This is a genomic window from uncultured Gemella sp. (assembly GCF_963525165.1).
Taxonomy (GTDB): domain Bacteria; phylum Bacillota; class Bacilli; order Staphylococcales; family Gemellaceae; genus Gemella.
In genome coordinates this window covers 18,576-38,658 of the sequence record NZ_CAURJN010000012.1, presented here as the reverse complement: position 1 = coordinate 38,658, position 20,083 = coordinate 18,576, and the positions used below count along the sequence as shown (strand labels likewise).

The 20,083-nt window shown below is 30.0% G+C and carries 17 protein-coding genes; 14 read left to right on the top strand and 3 right to left on the bottom strand.

What is annotated here, in order from left to right; all coding sequences use genetic code 11:
- Window positions 1-82 precede the first annotated feature (82 nt).
- Window positions 83-1,234 (top strand): hypothetical protein, encoded by a 1,152-nt coding sequence (locus RWQ74_RS03800; protein WP_314396941.1) that lies wholly within the window; start codon window positions 83-85, stop codon window positions 1,232-1,234.
- The gene (locus tag RWQ74_RS03795) at window positions 1,228-2,259 is read left to right on the top strand and encodes a hypothetical protein (protein WP_314396939.1); all 1,032 of its coding nucleotides are present in this window, start codon (window positions 1,228-1,230) and stop codon (window positions 2,257-2,259) included. The genes RWQ74_RS03800 and RWQ74_RS03795 overlap by 7 nt, the downstream gene beginning before the upstream one ends.
- Before the next feature lie 683 nt (window positions 2,260-2,942).
- On the opposite strand, the gene RWQ74_RS03790 is transcribed toward RWQ74_RS03795, so the two are convergent.
- From RWQ74_RS03790 to RWQ74_RS03780, 3 genes are read right to left on the bottom strand one after another with little or no spacing between them, the layout of a single operon-like run.
- Window positions 2,943-3,515, bottom strand: coding sequence for a CYTH domain-containing protein (locus RWQ74_RS03790; protein WP_314396937.1), 573 nt, complete (start codon window positions 3,513-3,515; stop codon window positions 2,943-2,945).
- Window positions 3,503-4,072 carry a class I SAM-dependent methyltransferase gene (locus tag RWQ74_RS03785; RefSeq protein ID WP_314396935.1) on the bottom strand — a complete coding sequence of 190 codons (570 nt, stop codon included), beginning with the start codon at window positions 4,070-4,072 and terminating at the stop codon, window positions 3,503-3,505. Before RWQ74_RS03785 ends, RWQ74_RS03790 begins: the two co-directional genes overlap by 13 nt.
- Window positions 4,073-4,093: 21 nt before the next feature.
- Window positions 4,094-5,023: an SAM-dependent methyltransferase gene (locus RWQ74_RS03780; protein WP_314396932.1), complete on the bottom strand. Its 930-nt coding sequence runs from the start codon at window positions 5,021-5,023 to the stop codon at window positions 4,094-4,096.
- Between the two features lie 735 nt (window positions 5,024-5,758).
- Between RWQ74_RS03780 and RWQ74_RS03775 the strand changes: the two genes are divergently transcribed.
- The 12 genes from RWQ74_RS03775 (at window position 5,759) to RWQ74_RS03720 (ending at window position 19,901) form a co-directional block, all read left to right on the top strand.
- A complete protein-coding gene (locus RWQ74_RS03775; RefSeq protein ID WP_274460090.1) occupies window positions 5,759-6,040 on the top strand; it encodes a DUF6110 family protein in 282 nt (93 codons plus the stop codon).
- 1 nt (window position 6,041) lies between these two features.
- Window positions 6,042-8,096, top strand: coding sequence for a heavy metal translocating P-type ATPase (locus RWQ74_RS03770; RefSeq protein ID WP_314396930.1), 2,055 nt, complete (start codon window positions 6,042-6,044; stop codon window positions 8,094-8,096).
- 282 nt (window positions 8,097-8,378) lie between these two features.
- The gene (locus RWQ74_RS03765; protein ID WP_314396928.1) at window positions 8,379-9,308 is read left to right on the top strand and encodes an Rpn family recombination-promoting nuclease/putative transposase; all 930 of its coding nucleotides are present in this window, start codon (window positions 8,379-8,381) and stop codon (window positions 9,306-9,308) included.
- Between the two features lie 192 nt (window positions 9,309-9,500).
- Complete coding sequence (locus tag RWQ74_RS03760) at window positions 9,501-10,592, top strand: hypothetical protein (RefSeq protein WP_314396926.1); 1,092 nt, start codon at window positions 9,501-9,503, stop codon at window positions 10,590-10,592.
- Window position 10,593: 1 nt separating this feature from the next.
- Window positions 10,594-11,520, top strand: coding sequence for a helix-hairpin-helix domain-containing protein (locus tag RWQ74_RS03755; protein WP_314396925.1), 927 nt, complete (start codon window positions 10,594-10,596; stop codon window positions 11,518-11,520).
- Window positions 11,521-11,810: 290 nt separating this feature from the next.
- Window positions 11,811-12,872, top strand: coding sequence for an acyltransferase (locus RWQ74_RS03750; RefSeq protein WP_314396923.1), 1,062 nt, complete (start codon window positions 11,811-11,813; stop codon window positions 12,870-12,872).
- 117 nt (window positions 12,873-12,989) lie between these two features.
- Window positions 12,990-13,670, top strand: coding sequence for a sugar transferase (locus tag RWQ74_RS03745; RefSeq protein WP_314396921.1), 681 nt, complete (start codon window positions 12,990-12,992; stop codon window positions 13,668-13,670).
- A 45-nt stretch (window positions 13,671-13,715) separates the two neighbouring features.
- Window positions 13,716-14,933: a DegT/DnrJ/EryC1/StrS aminotransferase family protein gene (locus tag RWQ74_RS03740; protein ID WP_314396919.1), complete on the top strand. Its 1,218-nt coding sequence runs from the start codon at window positions 13,716-13,718 to the stop codon at window positions 14,931-14,933.
- A complete protein-coding gene (locus tag RWQ74_RS03735; protein WP_314396917.1) occupies window positions 14,926-15,915 on the top strand; it encodes a glycosyltransferase family 2 protein in 990 nt (329 codons plus the stop codon). Before RWQ74_RS03740 ends, RWQ74_RS03735 begins: the two co-directional genes overlap by 8 nt.
- A gap of 9 nt (window positions 15,916-15,924) precedes the next feature.
- Window positions 15,925-16,908: a glycosyltransferase gene (locus RWQ74_RS03730; protein ID WP_314396915.1), complete on the top strand. Its 984-nt coding sequence runs from the start codon at window positions 15,925-15,927 to the stop codon at window positions 16,906-16,908.
- Between the two features lie 188 nt (window positions 16,909-17,096).
- Complete coding sequence (locus RWQ74_RS03725; protein WP_314396913.1) at window positions 17,097-18,497, top strand: MBOAT family O-acyltransferase; 1,401 nt, start codon at window positions 17,097-17,099, stop codon at window positions 18,495-18,497.
- A 12-nt stretch (window positions 18,498-18,509) separates the two neighbouring features.
- Entirely contained in the window at window positions 18,510-19,901 is a 1,392-nt protein-coding gene (locus RWQ74_RS03720; protein ID WP_314396911.1) for an alginate O-acetyltransferase AlgX-related protein, read from the top strand.
- Window positions 19,902-20,083 lie beyond the last annotated feature (182 nt).

The following is a 20,083-nucleotide window of genomic DNA, read 5'->3' as shown; positions in this document are numbered from 1 at the left end:
AAAAATTTTCATACAAAAGTTGATTGTTAAAATCTCTGTAATTTTTATAGATTTACTCAAGAAAAAAAAGGAGGGGGCAGACATGAATAATAAAAAAATTATAAAATTTCCTGTCAGTAAAAAAGGATATACAGGAATTAGGAATAAAACGTATAGAGACTTCGAGCTTAATCATGGCTATAGTAGGATTAAATTCTCATCTGAAGAGCTTGAATCTGATTTTAAGGAATCGATGAGGCTTTTTGCGGAGTTTATTGAGAATATAGATAATCCTGAATACGCGATTTATATTGAAGATGCAATAGCTTTATCTAAGTATAATGTGGATGCTAGAGTCTGGAAAATTGTTAGTAAAGATTGTACAGAATATGAAATAGAATTAGCATTACTACGCCTAAAAGATGAAGTATATACCTTCGAAGAAGGTTATGTCGAGGGTAAACTATTTCCGATTAACTATCTTCATTTAATAGTTTGCCACCATCTTGCGGAATTTTATTTAGGTAATAAGCTGTATAGCAAAGTTTGGGATGCATATAAACCTTTTTATATGGCTTTAGACATGGCTGATGAAGTTTTAGTGCCGATGTATCACAATTTTATCGTAGCTAGCCTGATATTAAACGATTTTACAATGCTTAACCATTACTATAAACTTATGAACAAACGCGGGAAAAATGATGATGTTATTTTATTATCAAAAGTTTTCTATCATTTGATGCAAGGTGAGGAGAAAGAGGCTGTCGCGTTTTACAACAAGTTGATAAAAAATAATAAATACATTTCGGATGTGTTAGATAGAATTGCTAATCCTAAACTGATAGAGTTCAGTACGGATGATGATTGTAAATATCTAGATGCGCTTAATACAGTTATAAAATTCGATTATTTCATAAATAAAGAGTATTACTTCGATTTCCTTATGCATGTGAGAGAAAGTGAATATGTAATTGGAGACGAGCTGGATAAGTATGCAAACCGCAAGGAAATAACAGTTGCTGATATGAAACGAGATAGATCATTTATGGCGATTAGAGATACGGAATTAAAAATTATGCATGAGAACTTTTTATTAACAAAAGAGGATTTCTTGAAAATTACGAAGTCTGAATTTCTGAAGATAAAAGGTTTAGGTAAGGGAACTATTAGAAATTTACATTTAAATGGTGTAATGTTCGCTGATGATAGTGAGTTTGATATCCAGATGGAACTTATGGAGGATGACTTATGGTAAAACATGATAGAGAATTCGAAATATTGCTTAAAGAGTTTTTAGAAACCGAAGGGAAGCATTTTTCTAGTAGGGAAGAGGCTACCGAGGTATTTGAACGTATTTACAATTTAGTCGACGAAGGTTATAAGATAGACGCTCCTCTTAGTGATTTTGTTGATGCGATTGATGAAGGGGATATGAGCGCTGTTGATAAGATAAATGCTTTACGTGAGCTTCATGAGGAAAACAGAGATGCTCTAGATAGGGCTGTAGAGTTGGAAGAGGATATTTTATATTCAGATAATGATGAAGACACTGAACAGATGCTATTAGCAGATGCTCTTGCTGGTTATTATAGTGAGGCTGGTATGAATGAACAAGCTGCAAAACTATTTGAACTTATGCTGATGGCGAATCCAAGTGATTTTCATGAGGTTATAGATCTCTTGACGCTTATGTATGTTCGCCTAGATAGAGAGAGTTCATTAATGAATCATATCGATTGCTTTGATTATGAAGAATCAGAAGCTGCATTGTTATTGTTAAGTATCTTTGGTATAAATCAAGAAAAATTTGATGAAGCACAATATTACATGATGAAGCTTAAAAAACTTAATGAGTGCACGGGTAATATTTTTAAAGGTGGGTTTAACAAGGTTCTTGATTATATAGAGGGAACACCGGATTTTGAGAAAGGTGCTAATAAGGAAAAATCTTTTGAAATGCACTTTGCCGCTGGTGTCGTTAAAGAATATCTTACTAACAAATATCATTATGAATTGTTGGAGAAATTCTATAGAGAGGATATGGAGAAAAAACAAATCCTGATTGTTGAAGGACGTAAGTCTGCATCTAAAGAAGTTATGAAAGAAGATCCTGTCTTCAAAGGAATGGAAAAACAATTGAACAAGTTTATCAATGTAGAATTGTATAATAAAGAAATTATCGAATGTTATACAGAAAAGGAACTGAAAAAACTAGATGGTATCGGAGTAGGTATTATCAAAAAACTGAAAGATAATGGTGTGAAGTTCAAAGAAGAATAGGAGTGACTCAAAAATTGTGATTTCGAAGAAACAAGATTTTGTTGGATCACCGCCGCAAAGTTTATTAGATATTTAAAAAGTTTTTATAAAGCGAATTTAGATGTCAATAAACCACTGCGTCTATGAGTTATCATATGAACTTTGTTAAATTTTAGGACTTTTTGATCAGTCACATATATATACAAATAGCTAAAATCATTTTGGTTTGAAAGTAAATAGAGAAGAGAGTTTGATCTTCTAAAAGTTGTATATATAAAAATAATAAATCCGGGCTGGAATTTTTTCCATGCCCCGAATTTATTATATAACCAGAAATCTGGGAAGAATGAGTGTCTTAAAAATCGATTTTATCGAGTCGACTCATGGTTTCCCAGATTTTTTTATTAAGTAAAATGGAAAAAAGGGTCAAAATTTCCAATTTGGAAAGGAAAAGAGAATTCAAAATGGAAAAAACAGTTAAAATTTCCAATTTGGGATAGGGAAAATAGTTCAAACTGGAAAATACAGGTAAAATTTCCATTTTGGAATTAGGGGGTAAGTGCCCCGTAACGAGTATAATAAGTTACAATAAAAACCCTCCCATATTGCTGGAAGTGATTCGAGAATCGTGATTTCAGAGAAACAAGATTTTGTCGAATCATGTCCAACCTGTGTAAGGGAGATTTTTAAATTTCTATTTAATTTTATCGTTTTGAATACTCAACAGCTCTTGCTATTTTTGGTTTAGCAGGATTTTTGTCGATATTGTTTTCTTCTAATAGTTTTTCAAATGCGACTAAGCCTGTTTCGTGATCTTTTGTCTCGAATTCTAATTCGTAATCGACGATATCATTGATAAATGTTGTCTCATCAAGTACCAATAAGCCTTCTTCTAAAGTAATTTCATGTCTTAATGTCTCGATTTTTTGAATCAGCATTGGAGTTTTAATCTTCACGTTCATTCGCTCTAGCTCAGCGATAATTTCGTTCGGTAAAATCGGCAGTACTGTCGGCTCTTTTGGATATCTTTCATTAAGGGGTACGTTTATCTCAACATTTTGAGTTTCACCTTTTACCTTTAGAGTCATCTCTGTTTTTTTATTTGTATAACGAATTCTTAGTGCTGCTCCGATTTTTTTGAAACTTTCATCTGCATCATCATAGTAGAAATTTTTGTTTATTATTTCTTCAGAATTTTTTAAGTCATATTTTTCAAATAGTGACGCATATTGATCTTTTGTCAGTAAGTTTTTAAATTCTATTTCTATTTCTCGCATAAAATTTCCTTTCTCTTTTCAATCGCAATAATAAATGGTGCGTTGTTTTTCTGATTTATAAATTGATAAACCAATACTTCAGCTTGTTTTTGGTCGAGATTTTGAAGTTCATTTAACAATGCTTCTTTTTCCACTTTACCATTCTCATGTCCCCAATAGACAATAATAACGATTCGTCCACCGATTTCTAGGTGTAATAAGAATTTTTTAATCGTTGCAAGTGTTGTCTCGGCTAGTGTAGTAATCTCATGATCTGCATTTGGCAGGTATCCTAGATTAAAGACAACTGCACGGATTTTTTCATCTATATACTTATTAAATTCAAAGTGTGAATCTAAAACAATCTCGCATTTGTCCGCTAGCTCAGCTTCTTCAATTAGCCTCGTAGTGTTTTCTATTGCTAATTCTTGGATATCAAATGCATAGACTTTTTTAGCTGAAGTCTTCGCTAGAAACAATGTATCATTTCCATTTCCAGCTGTAGCATCAACAACGACTGAATTTTTATCAATAACTTCTTTTAATAATTTTTTGCTAAAAGCTAATACCTTGTCCATATTATTATCCTTATTATAAAATTATTTTTGTCTATCTGCTTTCATTTCAGAAAGAATATCGCTAAGTTCGTAGTAATTATCGCTAGCTATTGTAAAGTCAAGTGATGTATTAATAATCTCAGCTAATAGTTTTGAATTATCACTTGTATAGTCTTCTTCTCTATTTAGGTTTTCTTTAAAATCTGCGACAAGTTTTTCTAATTTTTCTACTAAATCAGCTTCTGTAGTTTCATCATTTTCATCAAATTCTTTAGTGTAATCTTTGATATTAAAGCTAAGTCCATCTTTTAATGGTGCGATATACAAAGCTCGTAGGTTATTTACGTCCTCACCAACTGCAGCTGAAAGTTCATGTAGAGGAGCAGTGTAAATTTTCTCATCTTCTGCACCGGCTTGCTCAATAACTGTAACTTCATGATTATAAGGATAGAAGGACATAAGTTCGTCAGAGACATTAGCCGCAGTTAAATCATCATAGCATTGAGTGATAAGTAGGTGTTGTAGTGGACTAACCTGTCTTAACGTCTCAAGCGCAGTGGCATCAACAAGAGAGAATCCCTCTACAGGATCGAACTTCGCTGCGTTAAAACAAGAATCTAAAAAGCTCTCACCACCAACGATTTTCACATCTTTACCACTGTTTATTAGAAGTTGAGTAGTTAGTTCAGCAACCATAGGATGCCCAGGAACGAGATACATTACATCGTTAGCCTCAGCAACTTCAAGAATATAATTCGCAATACCGTTATATGTATTTTCGAAATTTTCACTTTCTGTATAAAACCTGTCACAAGTTTCAAATACGATATTATTTTCCTCCAAGAAAGAAATCGCAGGGTGCTCTTTAGTACGAGCGATAACCTTTGCATTAGTGTTATCTAGTAATAGTTGTTTGATATTTTCCTTAATGTTTGAACTATCATTAGGTCCAAGTCCAATAATATAAATCATAATGTGCTCCTTATTTATCGATTTAATTGAGTTTTTTTATTCAAAAGTAGTGCGTAAACCTAGTACGGATCACTGTTTCGAATTCTTAATAATATGTTTCGATTCAAAAGCAATATGTAAACCCAGTACAAATAATTTTTTTAAAAATTAATAACTTCATCTAGTACAAATCACTTTTTTTCATTTTTGTATGTTTTCTTTAATACAAAAGTGTCTTGATTGTCTCAAGTGCCTCACTTTCTTCAACATTGTTATTATAACATAAATTAAGGTTTGAGTTGATAAAAATATTTATCTACATATTATCGATTCATTATTCAAATATGCAGTATGGTACGACTGGAAATGGAGTGAATTATAAATAATAATGATAAATCTTATATTAATAAACAAGATTGTTCACTACAGTAAAGAGAAGAAATATTTCCTTGGAAATTTAAGTTTCCCTTGTGAAGATTTATGAGATATGGTGGTTTTAGAGTTAAATTATAGAAAAGTATAGATGATATTTACTATTAAACTTTGACATAATAAAGTTTTAATAAAAAATAAAATTCAAATATAGCATTAAATTTATGTCTATACAAGTCCGCAAAAAGTAAGAATATTTTTTAAAATGAAAAGTTTTATAAAACTTAATTAAGTTAGTCTTATGCTTGATATATTAGGATTTACATATATATTATAAAATGATATAATATGATTATAATAAAGTATTATAAGGAGGAAATAAATATGTCAATTAAAGTATTAAAAGTTGCTAAAGCAGCACTTAAAACACCAGGAGTATTTGCAGGAGGAGTAGCATTCGGGACTTTCGGTCTTAAACTTTTATCAAGTAAAGATGCGAAGAAAGGTTACTCAGTTGTTTTATCAAAACTATACAAAGCAAAAGATGGAGTAGAAGGAACAGTATCAAATATCAAGCAACATGCTGACGATGTTGTAGCGGATGCTAAAGACTTATACGAAAAAGAAAAAAGAGAAAGCAATCTTCAAGAATTAGAGGAAAAATAAGATGGATTTTAAAATACTACATCTTTCGAGTACAAGAGCGAGGGTTAGAGTTAATTTTTGCTTAACACCAGATGTAAAAGTATATTTTAAAGAACAGGCATCAAAAATCGAAAATATACAAAAAGTGGACTTTTATCAAGATGAGTACACTTTTGTTGTTATATTTAAAGATGGTTGCAACAGTTGTTTGCGAGAATTTTTTAAATTAGTAGATAAAGAAAGAGTTAAGGACTGTTATGAAAATCCGGTTGTAGTAGCTGAAGAAAGTCCTTATTCAATTATTATGAATGCCGTGTTTTGGCGTGCGATGTCTAAGCTGTTCGTGCCACTTCCATTTAGAGCTATTCACACATGGTGGAAAGCATCAGGGTATTTAAAAGATACGCTGAAATTACTATCACGTAAGCAACTTACTATGGAAACACTAGATTCTGCAGCGATTCTTGTGTCATTGGCGACGGGAGCTCGTGAAACGGCAAGTTCTATTATGTTCATCCTGGAATTAGGAGAAGCTCTAAACAACTGGTCTGAGAAAAAATCTGTAAAAGTACTAGAACAAAGTCTAACTTCTATGGATAAAGAAATTTGGCTTGTTGAAGAAGAAGGTAATAGAAAAGTAACTTGTGCAGAGGTGAAAAAAGACGATATAATCTTAGTTTCAGAAGGTAATGAAATTCTATTCGATGGAATTGTGATGAGTGAGGGAGCTAGTGTTGATGAAAGTTCATTGACAGGTGAAAGTTTCCCTGTTGTGAAGAATATCGGAGATAATGTTTATTCTAATACGATAGTTGTTAATGGTGAGATTAAGCTGAAAGTTGAAAATCCACAGGTTAATGGTCGCATTCATCATTTAATTCAACTGATGAAAGATTCTGAAAGTAGAGAAGATGCATATCATTACAAATATATTAAGTTAGCCGACAGTATTGTAAAATATAACTTCCTAGCGATGGGACTAACGTATTTATTTACAAGGTCATTCGTGAAGGCGATGTCGTTCCTACTAGTAGATTACTCATGTGCATTGAAATTATCAACACCAGTAGCCTACCTAACTACTATAAAAAATCTAATTGATCAAAAAATTGTGGTGAAAAATTCAGTAACTCTTGATAAATATGAGGATATAGATACATTTGTTTTTGACAAAACAGGAACAATTACAGTATCTAAGCCATACATTCAAGAAGTACTACCATTTTATGAATATTCTTATGAAGAAGTTCTTAGAATTGGAGCGTGTTTAGAGGAACATATCTATCATCCAATTGCCAGCGCCGTTGTAAGCAAGGCGGAAGAAGATGGAATTGAGCATGAAGAGATGCACACGGAATTATATCATATTGCTTCTAAGGGAATTGTTTCTCATATTGAAGGAGAAAAAGTCGTTATTGGAAGTAGACAATTATTAAAAGATGAAGATATAGTTGTTACTGCCGAACAAGAACAAATCATAGCTGAAAAACAAGAACAATATAATCTACTATTCTTAGGATATAAAGAAAAATTAATCTCAATTTTCTGTGTGGATATTCCATTAAGAGATGAGGCAAGTACAGTATTAGCTGAGCTTAGAAATAAAGGTAAAAAGGTAGTTCTCTTAACAGGTGATAACGAAATTAGAACTAAGAAAATTTTAAAAGACGTAACTTTTGATGAAGTACATACAAGTATGACGCCAGTTACGAAGTTTGAGTATATTAAGGGTGAAAAAGAACGAGGAAGACATGTCCTGATGATAGGTGACGGTCTAAATGACTCAGCGGCACTATCAGAAAGTGACGTAAGTATTGTTATGAGCGAAAGTGCTGATCTTTCAAAACAAATCAGTGATGTCGTTCTAAAATCAGATTCACTAAACTCGCTATTATTACTGTCAGATGTTTCAAAAACACTACGAGCTCAAATGAGCAACAATGTTAAGAGTACAGTATCGATTAATAGTTCGCTGATATTCTTAGGGTTAATAAATGTATTACCATCGAATTTATTAGCATTATTACATAATCTAACTACATTTAGTATTGTACTTAAGAATTTTAATATTAAGTAAGGTGTCAAGTTAATAATGTTTGGAGGAAGGTATTTCCTCTTTTGAATATGTAAACTAAATTAGTATTATTAATTGCCGGGTTATGTAAACTGACAACAATAGAACTCGAATCTAGGAGGAATCTTAGGTTCGAGTTTTTTGTATAGGTCAAATATTTTGTTTGATTTAGATGTATTTTCATTAGAAAATAAAGATATTTTAGAGTATAATGAAGGTAAGAAAGATAAATAATTAAAAGGTTTAGTGTAAAGTTTCATGTTAAAATGATAGGGGGATTATAAAATGGAACAAGTACGACATAAAGACGCAAGACCAACAATGGATTTAGTTGCGAAAAAAATATTTAATGATCCAGAAATAACTGCAGAGTTTATAAGAGATATTCTCGAATTACCTGTAAAAAGTGTTAAGATTCTAGATGGTACACAGATACATGGAATAGAAAATAAAGATATACCATTGTATATTACACATGTAGATGTACTTGCGGAACTGAATGATCAAACCCAGGTTATCATAGAGATTCAAGTAACATTGCAGGCAGATTTTATGAAAAGATTATGGTTGTATATCTGTGAGCAAGTGTCAAAAAACTTGGATAGCTATAAAAGAGATGATGTATTGACTCATCATCTAGCAAGAGAGCTAATACCAGTATATGCTGTAGCAATAACAGAAGAAAATTATTTTGAAGATAACAGAGCGATTCATGTATTTAGTTTACGAGATGCAGAAACAAAAGAAGAGTTAAGAGTAAAAGTTAAAGGAATAGAAGAAAAAAGAAATCTAGTACAAATAGCATTTCTAGAGTTGAAGAAATATAAACCAGAAATGAAGGATAGTTATAACAAGGTGCGTTGGATGGAACTATTTGGGAACAAACCATTTACACATAAACCAGAGAGTATAATAACTAAGGCTGACAGAGTACTAGATGTAAAAGAGTGGAATAAGGAGGAAAAAGCTATGTATGATGAATACACGAGAGCGTGGGATGGATGGCTTGCACATCTAGCGTACTTAGAGGAAAAAGAAGAAGAAGCAGTGGAACGCGGAGTTGCAAGAGGAATCGAGCAAGGAATCGAGCAAGGAATCGAGCAAGGAAGACTAAGAGAATTGGTTAGCCTAGTAAAAGAGGGACTTATTTCAAAAGAAGTTGGCGCTAAAAAGTTAAATATAAGTGAACGAGAATTTGAAAAATATTTGCAGTAGGCGAAAAGTACAGAGGAGCAACTCGAATCTAGGAGGAATCTTAGGTTCGAGTTTTTTGTATGATTTTATATAAACTTTTAAAAAAATTAAGACTTTTGGGTTAGTTCCAATCTTTCGTTAAGATTACGAAAAAATAATAACTTATGGTACAATAGAACTAAATTAAGAAATAAAAAATTAAGAGGATATACTATGGGTAAAAAAATAAGAAAATTTCCATCGATAAAAAAGAATAATAATTTCGCCTTAATAAGAGAAATAGAGCCGGTATATACAGAATTACAAGAAAATACTTTTAAGAATATAAAATTCATTAATAGAGAAGATCAACTGGATTTTAATGAATCGTTAAAACTTTTTGCTAATTTTATGGTGACAGGAGATAAGAAATTTATTGAAGAAGCTTATCTAAAATCACCTTATAATATTTTTGCTAATATGTATATGCTATCTGAACAACAAAAATCTCCCCTTGAAGTAATAGAGGATATTAGCGATTTGAAATTTAAAACTGTGAAATATCCTATTGTAGGTAATCCTAATTTCAAGAATGATTTTAATAAGGTTGTCATTCAGCATTTGATTTCAATTTGTCTTGATAATCAAATGTATAGTGCAATTCCTAACGCTAGTCTTATTTGGATAAATCTTGAAAAAGGAGAGCTTAAACTTGATAGTATTTTAATGGATATTATTATAGCTTATTTAAAAATTGATTCAGCAGATAGGTTTTATAGATTGTATAATAAATTATCACCTGCCTCGAAATTAGATGAATTTGTTCAATTAGCTAAGATAATATTTGATATTAGAAGGTTGGATGATGACGCAGTTGTAGAAACTATGGCGACTCTAAAATACATTAATCCGAAAATTGAGAGATTACTAGATCTTGCATCAAATGAAAAATTATTTAGTGAAAGTGAATTTACTAGGTTGATGCACAAAGAGACAAAGGTAGAACAATTAATTGAATTTATTATGATTGAATATGTGATGGAGTATTTAACGTGGGTTAATTCTCGTATAAGAACTGGAAAACAATTAAATGAAAAAATTAAAGCAAGAAGCATGTCTGTAGAAACAATGAGAAACGATTCGATTTTTGAAAACCTTAATACTCAGGCGCTAAAAGCTCTGAAAAAAGAAGGATTGTTAGCAAAAGAGGATTTCTTAAATGTCACAGAAAAATATTTATTAAAGGAAGTTGATAACGTAGGGAAGAAATCTATAGAACAATTGAAAGAAAATGGTGTAGTGTTTAAAAAGGAGGTAAGAAGCTAATATGAAAAATGAACAGGTAATTGAGATATTAGGTCCAGATTGGGAGAAGGCTACAGAAATAATATTAAAATATCATAAAGAAATAATTAATGAATTAGATAAACAGCCTACACTACCGCAAGTAATTTATTTAGATAAGGTTATAAATAATCTTAAATTTATTTTCAACATGGCTTCTGATATAAACGTTGATTTAGAGGAAACTGACTGGGGTAAAGCCGTACTAGATATTTTTTCAATATCTGCAAAAAAGTTTAAAGAAGCTCATAAATATACAGATAGTTTGGAGTTATTATTGTTGATTTATTTGGCTAATCCAAGTAATAAGACGGCCATAAAATATGATATAGCAGAAATGTGTGTAGAGTTAGGTAGGCATTTTATTTTTGAGGAATATTTTCATGATACTACAGATTTAGAGTTGCTTATGGCAGGAACATTGTCAGCTATTATGGAAGGAGATGAAGAAGAAGCGAGGGTTTATTTCGAGAGATTGCGAGAAGAACACCGTGATGTTGCACTATTCTTCAAAAAAGATTTTCACCTTACCAATAATATAAAAAGAACTATTCCGAAAACATTAAAAAATAATGATGAATTTTTTAATATGTTGATGAGATATAAAGAATATTTTCAGAGTGAACATTTTTATTCTGTACTTAGATATTTCGCGAAAAATCCAGTGAATATACGAAAAATCAAAGAGGAGAAAGAAAAAATTCAAAGACAAAAAATGGAAATGTACAGATTTTTACAAAGTCTAGGTATAAATCGTAGTGATTATGCGTGGAATCTTGTAAATTTTGGAATTGGAACTAAAGATGATTTCAAGAACTATACTAAAAAAGAGGTTTTAAGCATAGATGGTATCGGTCCGAAAACTATTGCGAAGTTAGAAGAAGCGGGTATAGAGTTTAAGGAAGTGTAAGAAATAGGGAGTGACTCAAAAATCGTGATTTCGGAGAAATCGATTTTGTTGAGTCACCCCCGCACAGTTTATTAGATATCTAAAAAGCTTTTAAAAGCGAATTTAGATATCAATAAACCACTGCGTCTATGAGTTTTCATATACACTAATTTAAAAATTTTGGACTTTTGACTCAATCCTATTTATTATAGACCCAATTTTTATGAATTGATTAAAGGTATATGTTGAGAAGAAACTCGGATTCGGAAAAATTGGATTCGAAGATTTGTTAATACTGAAGTCGAAAAAATATGAGAGTAGGCTATGAATATAATGGAACCGTCTCGGAAATCTGTATTTTTATATTGTTATTAATTGTAGTATTAATATCGTTACTACCTGTGAATAATAATTATTTAAATGTAAAATCAACAAAGGGACTAAAAGGTTTTCTAGCTTTAGAAATAGTGTTTCATCATTTGTCACAATGGGTTACTACAGGAGTAGAGTTTTCTAATTTCAATTATATGGGAACATATACAGTATCAGCATTTTTCTTTTTATCTGGATATGGTTTATATATCCAAAATGAAAGAAAGGAAGGGTATTTAGACAATTTTTTAGTGAAAAGATTATCTAGAGTTATTGTTCCGGTTATATTTGTATCAGGAATATATATTGTTTATTTTATATCTAATAAGTATGTCATAACAATTAATTATTTTATTAATCTATTTACAAAAGGCAGTACTATAATAGCGAACGGTTGGTTTGTTGATGTAATTATTTTGCTGTATGTGTGCTTCTATGTATCATTTAAAATATTTAGTAATAAAACTATAGCGATATTAGTGAATACGATTTTAATAGTAGGGTACATTATCTTAGCGACTAAATTAGGTTATGATTTTTGGTGGTACAATAGTAGCCTTCCTTTTGCACTAGGATTGATATGGGCGAAATACAATAAGGAAATTGATAAAGTGTTAAGCGATTATTATTTTATATGTATAATTTTAATCACTTGTTTATTATTTATTTCACATCAATATAGTTTTATTCTAAAAAAATTGAACTTAGTAGATGATTATAGCTATGGATTTGCAGCAAATATAGATAATATTATCTTTACTGTATTTTTTATTTTGATAGTTAGGAAAATAGATTTTTCAAACAAGTATCTACTATTTTTAGGAAAGATATCGTTTGAATTGTATATGATTCATGGTTTAGTAATTTCAATTTTTGGAAAGTATTTTGTAACATCTAGATTAAATGATATTATATTTACTATACTAGTTTTATCTGTTAGTATAATATTAGCGTGGTTAATCAATCTAATAATTAAGAAAACTAGTATTAAGACAACCTAATTTGGTTGTCTTTTTTACTTCCATTTCTTCTGTTCTATTATAAAATATGGTATAATAAAGAGATGAAATAAATTAGTAGAGCTAATCGAAGAAGCTGATTAGCTATTAAGGTGAAAGATGAACATTGATAATAGATTTGAAACAGAAGCGGTAAAAAAATATAGAGCTTCGATTGAAAAGAAGAAGATATCGTTATTTCTGAAATTACTTTTTGATAAGGTGTTGGCATTGATTTTGCTTATTCCTTTATCGCCGATAATTTTAGGGATAGCTATTTGGATAAAACTTGATAGTGAAGGACCTGTATTTTACAGGCAAGAGCGTATTACAACTTATGGTCGAACTTTCAGAATCTTTAAGTTTAGAACTATGGTTAAAGATGCAGATAAACTTGGAACAGCTGTTACTCAGCAAAATGATCCTCGTATTAGTAAAGTAGGACATAAGCTTCGTAAATTACGTCTTGATGAACTTCCGCAGCTTATTAATGTCCTACTAGGTGATATGAGTTTTGTTGGAGTAAGACCTGAAGTAGCAAAGTATGTAGATAAATATACTGATGAAATGAATGCAACATTACTTCTTCCTGCTGGGATAACTTCTCCAGCGAGTATCGAGTACAAAGATGAAGACGAAGTTATTGAGAAATTCAAAGGTAGTGGAAGAAGTGTAGATGAAATCTATGTGGAGGAAATTCTTCCAGATAAGATGAAATATAACTTAAAGTACATTGAAGAATTCAGTGTTATAAATGATATTAAAATAATGATAAGAACTGCTATAGCGGTTGTTAAATAGAGATAGGATACTTTTAAGTAGAATTTTAATAATTAGGAGTTTGAGATGAAAAAATATAATATACCATTTTCTCCACCAGATATTAGTGATGGAGAAATTAATGAAGTAATAGATACTTTGAAATCAGGTTGGATTACAACAGGACCGAAGACAAAAGAATTAGAAAGAAGATTATCTGAATTTACTAACACACCTAAAACTGTTTGTCTTAATTCTGCAACTGCAGCGTTAGAATTAACGTTACGTGTTCTAGGTATTGGTGAAGGTGATGAGGTAATCGTTCCTGCGATGACTTACACAGCTTCTTGTAGTGTGATTTACCATGTTGGAGCGAAGGCTATTATTGTTGATATTGCTGAAGATAGCCATGAGATGGACTACGACGCTTTGGCTGACGCTATTACTGAGAACACTAAGGCTGTTGTTCCTGTTGATTTAGCAGGGATTCCATGTGATTATGATAAAATTTTTGAGGTAGTGGAGAGTAAGAAACACTTATTCAAAGCCAATAGTGAATATCAAGAAAAGCTTGGTAGAGTGGCTGTTGTAGCTGACGGAGCACATGCTTTAGGAAGTACTTATAAAGGTAAGGAAATTGGTTCAGTGGCTGATTTTACGACATTCTCATTCCACGCTGTGAAGAACTTCACTACTGCTGAAGGTGGAAGTGTAACTTGGAAAGAAAATGAAAACTTTGATAACGAAGAGTTATACAGAGAATACCAAATATATTCACTTCATGGTCAAACAAAAGATGCATTAGCAAAAACAAAAGCAGGATCTTGGGAGTATGATATTGTTATTCCTGGATATAAATGTAATTTAACTGATATTGCAGCCTCTATTGGATTAGTTCAACTAGATCGTTATCCAAAACTTTTAGAACGTCGTGATAATATTATTCGTCAGTATAATAAAGGATTCGAAGGAACAAGAATTAAACCACTAAGTCACAGTTCAGAAGATTATAAATCTTGTGGGCACCTATATATAACGCATATTGAAGGTGCTACATTTGAAGAACGTGGTGAGATAATCGTTAAAATGGCAGAACGTGGAATTAGCTGTAATGTGCACTATAAACCACTGCCGTTATTAACTGCGTACAAAAACTTAGGATTTGATATTGAAAATTATCCTAATGCTTATAATTACTATGTTAAAGAAATAACATTACCTTTACATACAAGACTTAGTGATGAAGATGTAGCTGTAATTATCTCTAACTTCAAGGAAATAGTTGAGGAGGTAGTAGGTGAGTAGCTACGGAAATGAATTAATCAGTATAATTGTACCTGTGTATAATGTTGAACAATATTTAGAAAAATGTGTAGATTCAATAATAAATCAAACATATAAAAATCTAGAAATAATTTTGGTAGATGATGGAGCTACTGATAGTAGTGGTAAGTTATGTGATGAATTAGCCAAGATAGACAATAGGATAAAGGTGTATCATAAAGAAAATCGTGGGTTATCAGATGCAAGAAATTATGGAGTAGAGAAATCTACAGGAGAATATATTGGATTTGTTGATAGTGATGACTATATAGATGCGGAAATGTATGAAAAATTATATGAAGCTATAAAAAAAGAGAATGTTGATGTAGCCGAATGTAATCTAAAAATAATATACCCAGATAGAGAAGAATTATTTACTGAACAAAATTATTACAACGTATGTACAAAGCAAGAGTATTTAGAAGAATATTTAAAAATTGAGAAGATTTTTGGCTCGGCTTGTGTAAGATTAATTAAATCAGATATTACTAAGAAACTGAAATTTCCAGTTGGTAAGTTGTATGAGGATACTTATTATGCATATGATTTAATAGAAAAAGTTGACAGGTATGTTATAATGAATAATCCATATTATAACTATCTTATGAGAGAAAATAGTATAACAAATACAAAGTTTAATCCCAGAATATTTGATCTTATAGAGATAGTTGAGAAGTTTCATAAAACGACTTATGAGAATTATCCTGGTTTAAAAGAAGCGGCAGATTGTCGTAAGATGTATGCTTACTTTTCTGTTTTGAATAGTATATTGTTAGAAGAAAACTATAGAGATAATGAGTATTATTCGGAGATATTAAGTTATTTTAAAAGAAATTATATTAGCTTACTAAAAAATAAATATATAAATCGCAACAGAAAACTAAGTGTAATACTAATTAAATTAAATATAGATTTATATAGAAAAGTATTAATGAAATATAAGAAGAAAATAGCAGGGAATTAGGAGGAACTTATGGATAATGAGTTAATAAGTATAATTGTTCCAGTATATAAGGTAGAAAAGTACTTAGAAAAGTGTGTGAAATCTATTTTAAAACAAACTTATACAAATTTAGAAATAATTTTAGTAGATGATGGCTCTCCTGATAAATGTGGACAATTATGTGATGAACTTGCTAAAATCGATGATAGAATAAAAGTTTTCCATAAAGAAAATGGTGGTTTGTCAGATGCTCGAAATTATGGAGTAGAGAGAGCAAATGGTGAGTACATTGGCTTTGTGGATAGTGATGATTATATTCATGAATGTATGTACGAGGAGTTATATAAAGCGATAAAGAAATCAGGTACATTAATTGCAGAGTGTGGAGTAACTAGGGTTTATAAAAATACATTAAGACCTCATTATGAAGGTGAAGATTATTTTCTAGTTTTAGATAGAGAAGGGTATTTAAAAGAATACTTAGAAAATAAGAGGCTGTATGGCTCAGCATGGTGTAAATTAATTCAGAAAGATTTGGCAAAAAAAATAAAATTTCCAGCAGGAAAGATCTACGAGGATGCTTTTTATACTCTGGAACTTTTGAAAACTGTGGATAAATATACTCTTATAAGTGGAAATTATTATTATTACTACATAAGAGAGAATAGTATAACTACAAGACCATTTAGTTCAAAGGATATGGATTATATAGAAATAATGAATCAAATAGAAGATTATACTTTATCTAATTTTCCTATATTTAAAGAGCAATTATTAGTTAGACTAGCTTTTGCTTATATTTCTATATTTAATCAATTGTTAGAGGTAGATGGTTACAAAACAAAGAAAGAATATAAAATTTTGAAAAATAAACTAAAAAATATTTGTTTTAAAATTATTAAAAGTAGAAAAGCCCCTAATAATTTAAAAATAGCTGTCATATTATTAAATATGAACGAACAAGTTTATAAATCTATATTATCTAAGTATAAAAAATATGAACAAAATGATTAGATTGTAGATGGGGATATAATTGAAAAAGATATTAATAGTAATATTGTTTTATTTAAAAAATTGTGAAAGAAGATTTTTGAAGATAATAAAATGGGAGATAGTTAGTGATGCGAGCATTACGCGTGTAAAATATGATCGAAAATTAAAATGTAGAGTTAGAAATTTAATTTAAAGAAAGGAAAATTACTATGCCGTTTACAAGTGCAACTTTTTTGTTTGTTTTTTTACCATTAACTATAATACTGTATTATGTGTTTAATTTTATTGGTAAAATCAAGTTAAATAATCTATTATTAATATTATTTAGTTTGGTATTTTATGCGGTATCAGGGTTAAGAACACTGGCATATCTATTGGTATTTATTTTTATTATGTATTTATCAGGTAAGATATTGTCTACTTTTAGAGATGATAAAACTAAGAAAGGTATTCTTATAATATTTCTTACATTTATAACTCTTGTTTTGTGTTATTATAAATATATAACATTTATTCTAGAATTATTTAGTAAAGATATAAAGGAATTTAGTATTGTTATTCCACTTGGATTATCTTTTATTATGTTTGAGGGAATATCATATTTAGTTGACAGTTATAAAAATGGAGTTAAGAGCGGAAGCTTAGTAGATGTAATGCTGTTTTTTACATTCTTCCCAAAAATTGCTTCAGGACCTATAGTACTTTGGAGAGATTTTTATCCTCAAATTTATAAAAGAAAAGTATCTGTAGATTTATTCTTTAGTGGAATGAATAGAATTATGATAGGTCTCGCAAAGAAATCAATTATTGCGGATTCATTAGGAGTGGTAGTACAAAATATTAATGAAAATGTTACATTAGGGATAGATTCTCCAACGGCATTCTTTGGAGCATTATGTTATTTCTTACAGATTTATTATGATTTTTCTGGATATTCTGATATAGCAATTGGAGTGAGTAGGATATTTGGATTTGAATTTAAAGAGAATTTTAATTCCCCATATACATCTACTTCTATAGGAGAATTTTGGAGAAGATGGCATATTTCATTAGGAACATGGTTTAGAGAGTATATTTATATTCCATTAGGTGGTAATAGAAAACATGTTTATCTAAATTTATTTATTGTATTTTTAATAACTGGGATTTGGCATGGTTCAACCTTTAATTTTGTTATTTGGGGAATATCTCATGGTATATTAATTATGTTAGAGAGAGCATCAAGAAATAATAAATGGTATAAAAAAATTCCAAGTGGCATTAAATGGATATTCACTATGGTATTTGTATATCTTACATGGATAATATTTATGCTCCCATCACTAAAACAAGCTATAATATACTACAAATCTATGTTTGGTGTTTACGTGGGTGATATATATTTTACGTTTGAGTATTTTGTTGATGAGAAAGTATTAATAATAGTCTGTGCAGCATTAGTTGGTGCATTTGTAGGAAAATGGAAAATTGTAGAAATAATAAGACAGTGGACTCAAAATACGAAGTGGGGACTAATTTTTAGTCAGATAATTTATATAGGATTATTTATCTTAGCAGTTTGGTTTATGATGAATTCTTCTTATAGTCCATTTTTATATTTCCAATTTTAAGGAGGTAGTTGAGTGAAACGTTTAAAAATACTTAGTATAATTATGTTTTCAAGTTTAATGCTTTTACCATTTCTGTTTTTCAATTGGAAATCTAATTATATATCTGAGATTGATAATAGAAAATTAGCAGAATTTCCTAAATTGGATAAACTAAGTGGAGATAAAGCAAAAGAAATATTTAATTACTTTAATGATAGAATAGGATTTAGAGAAGAAATTATTCAGAGTTATGGGGTTTTGAATAATGAGTTATTTAATATTTTAGTTCATCCAGCTTATATTTATGGACAAGATGGATATGTCTACTTTGGAATGCATCAGAAGACATATGATGATCATACTAAGAAATTTACACAGTCTTTGAAAAATGTAAAAGATTATGTAGAGAGCAGAGGTGGAAAGTTTTATGTTTTGATAAATCCCGAAAAGACATCTGTCTATACAGAACATTTACCTAAGGGAGTACATTATAATAGAAACTGGATGAATCAAGTAGAAAAAGATTTATCAGAATATGGTATTAATTTTATAGATAATACTGAGGAATTAAAGATGCGAAGTAAATCAGAACAAGTCTATAATAGGCAGTATGATGCAGGGCATTGGAATGATCTAGGTGCTTTTTATGGAGTTAATAGTGTTCTAAATTTAATAGGGAAAGAGTTTCCTAAAGTTAAACCACATATAAAAGAAGATTTTGAGATAACCACAGAAACAAAAAAATATTTGCCTACGTCTAAGTTTGAGGTTAATGAAGCTGTTCCAGATTTTAGTTTAAAGAATTCGTATGAAGATTTAACTGGGAAATACGATGCAGAGATAAAAAGAGATAAACAGCAAAATCATTTTAGTTATATTAAAGGTAGGGATAGTGAACTCCCTAAAGCGTTGGTTTTTCAAGGTAGTTACTTAAATGGAAGAGAAAAATACTTAGCGGATAGATTTAGTGAATATATTTCTATTCATAATTATCAGAATATTTTTGATATTGATTATTATTATAATATATTTCAACCAGATGTTGTCATATTTGAAGTTGCTGAATATACTATAAATAATACGTACTTTACTCTGGAAAAGATGGAAAATATGAAGTTGAATCCAGTTTTTCAGAATGATTCTATTTATGTTCAGACTACTGATAGTATTAAATATTTCTTTGAAAAAGGGAATTCCACTGATACAATAGTAATTTCAGGATTACCAGAAGATACAGAGTATGTATATTTTAGAAAAGATAATAAAGTCTATGATGTACACTATGAAGACGGAAGATATTTTTTCAGTGTGAAATCTGGGGATATAGTTATTACTGGAGATGAGGATGTTATTTTTAAAAAGAAAAATGATGAAAAATATTATGGGAATAAAGCTAAAGAGGAGAAGATAGAAAATGAAAAATAAAATTATTGAAAACTTAGTAAAATATCCTATTTTATTTTACGCGTTATACTTTTTTTATAAAATAAGACCTCCGTTCAAATTAATGGAATTTTCGATGGGAAAATATGAAGAGATTGTTCATTATATACTTATTTTATGGGGAATAGTGATAGTTGGATATAATCTATTTTTTAGAAGAAATA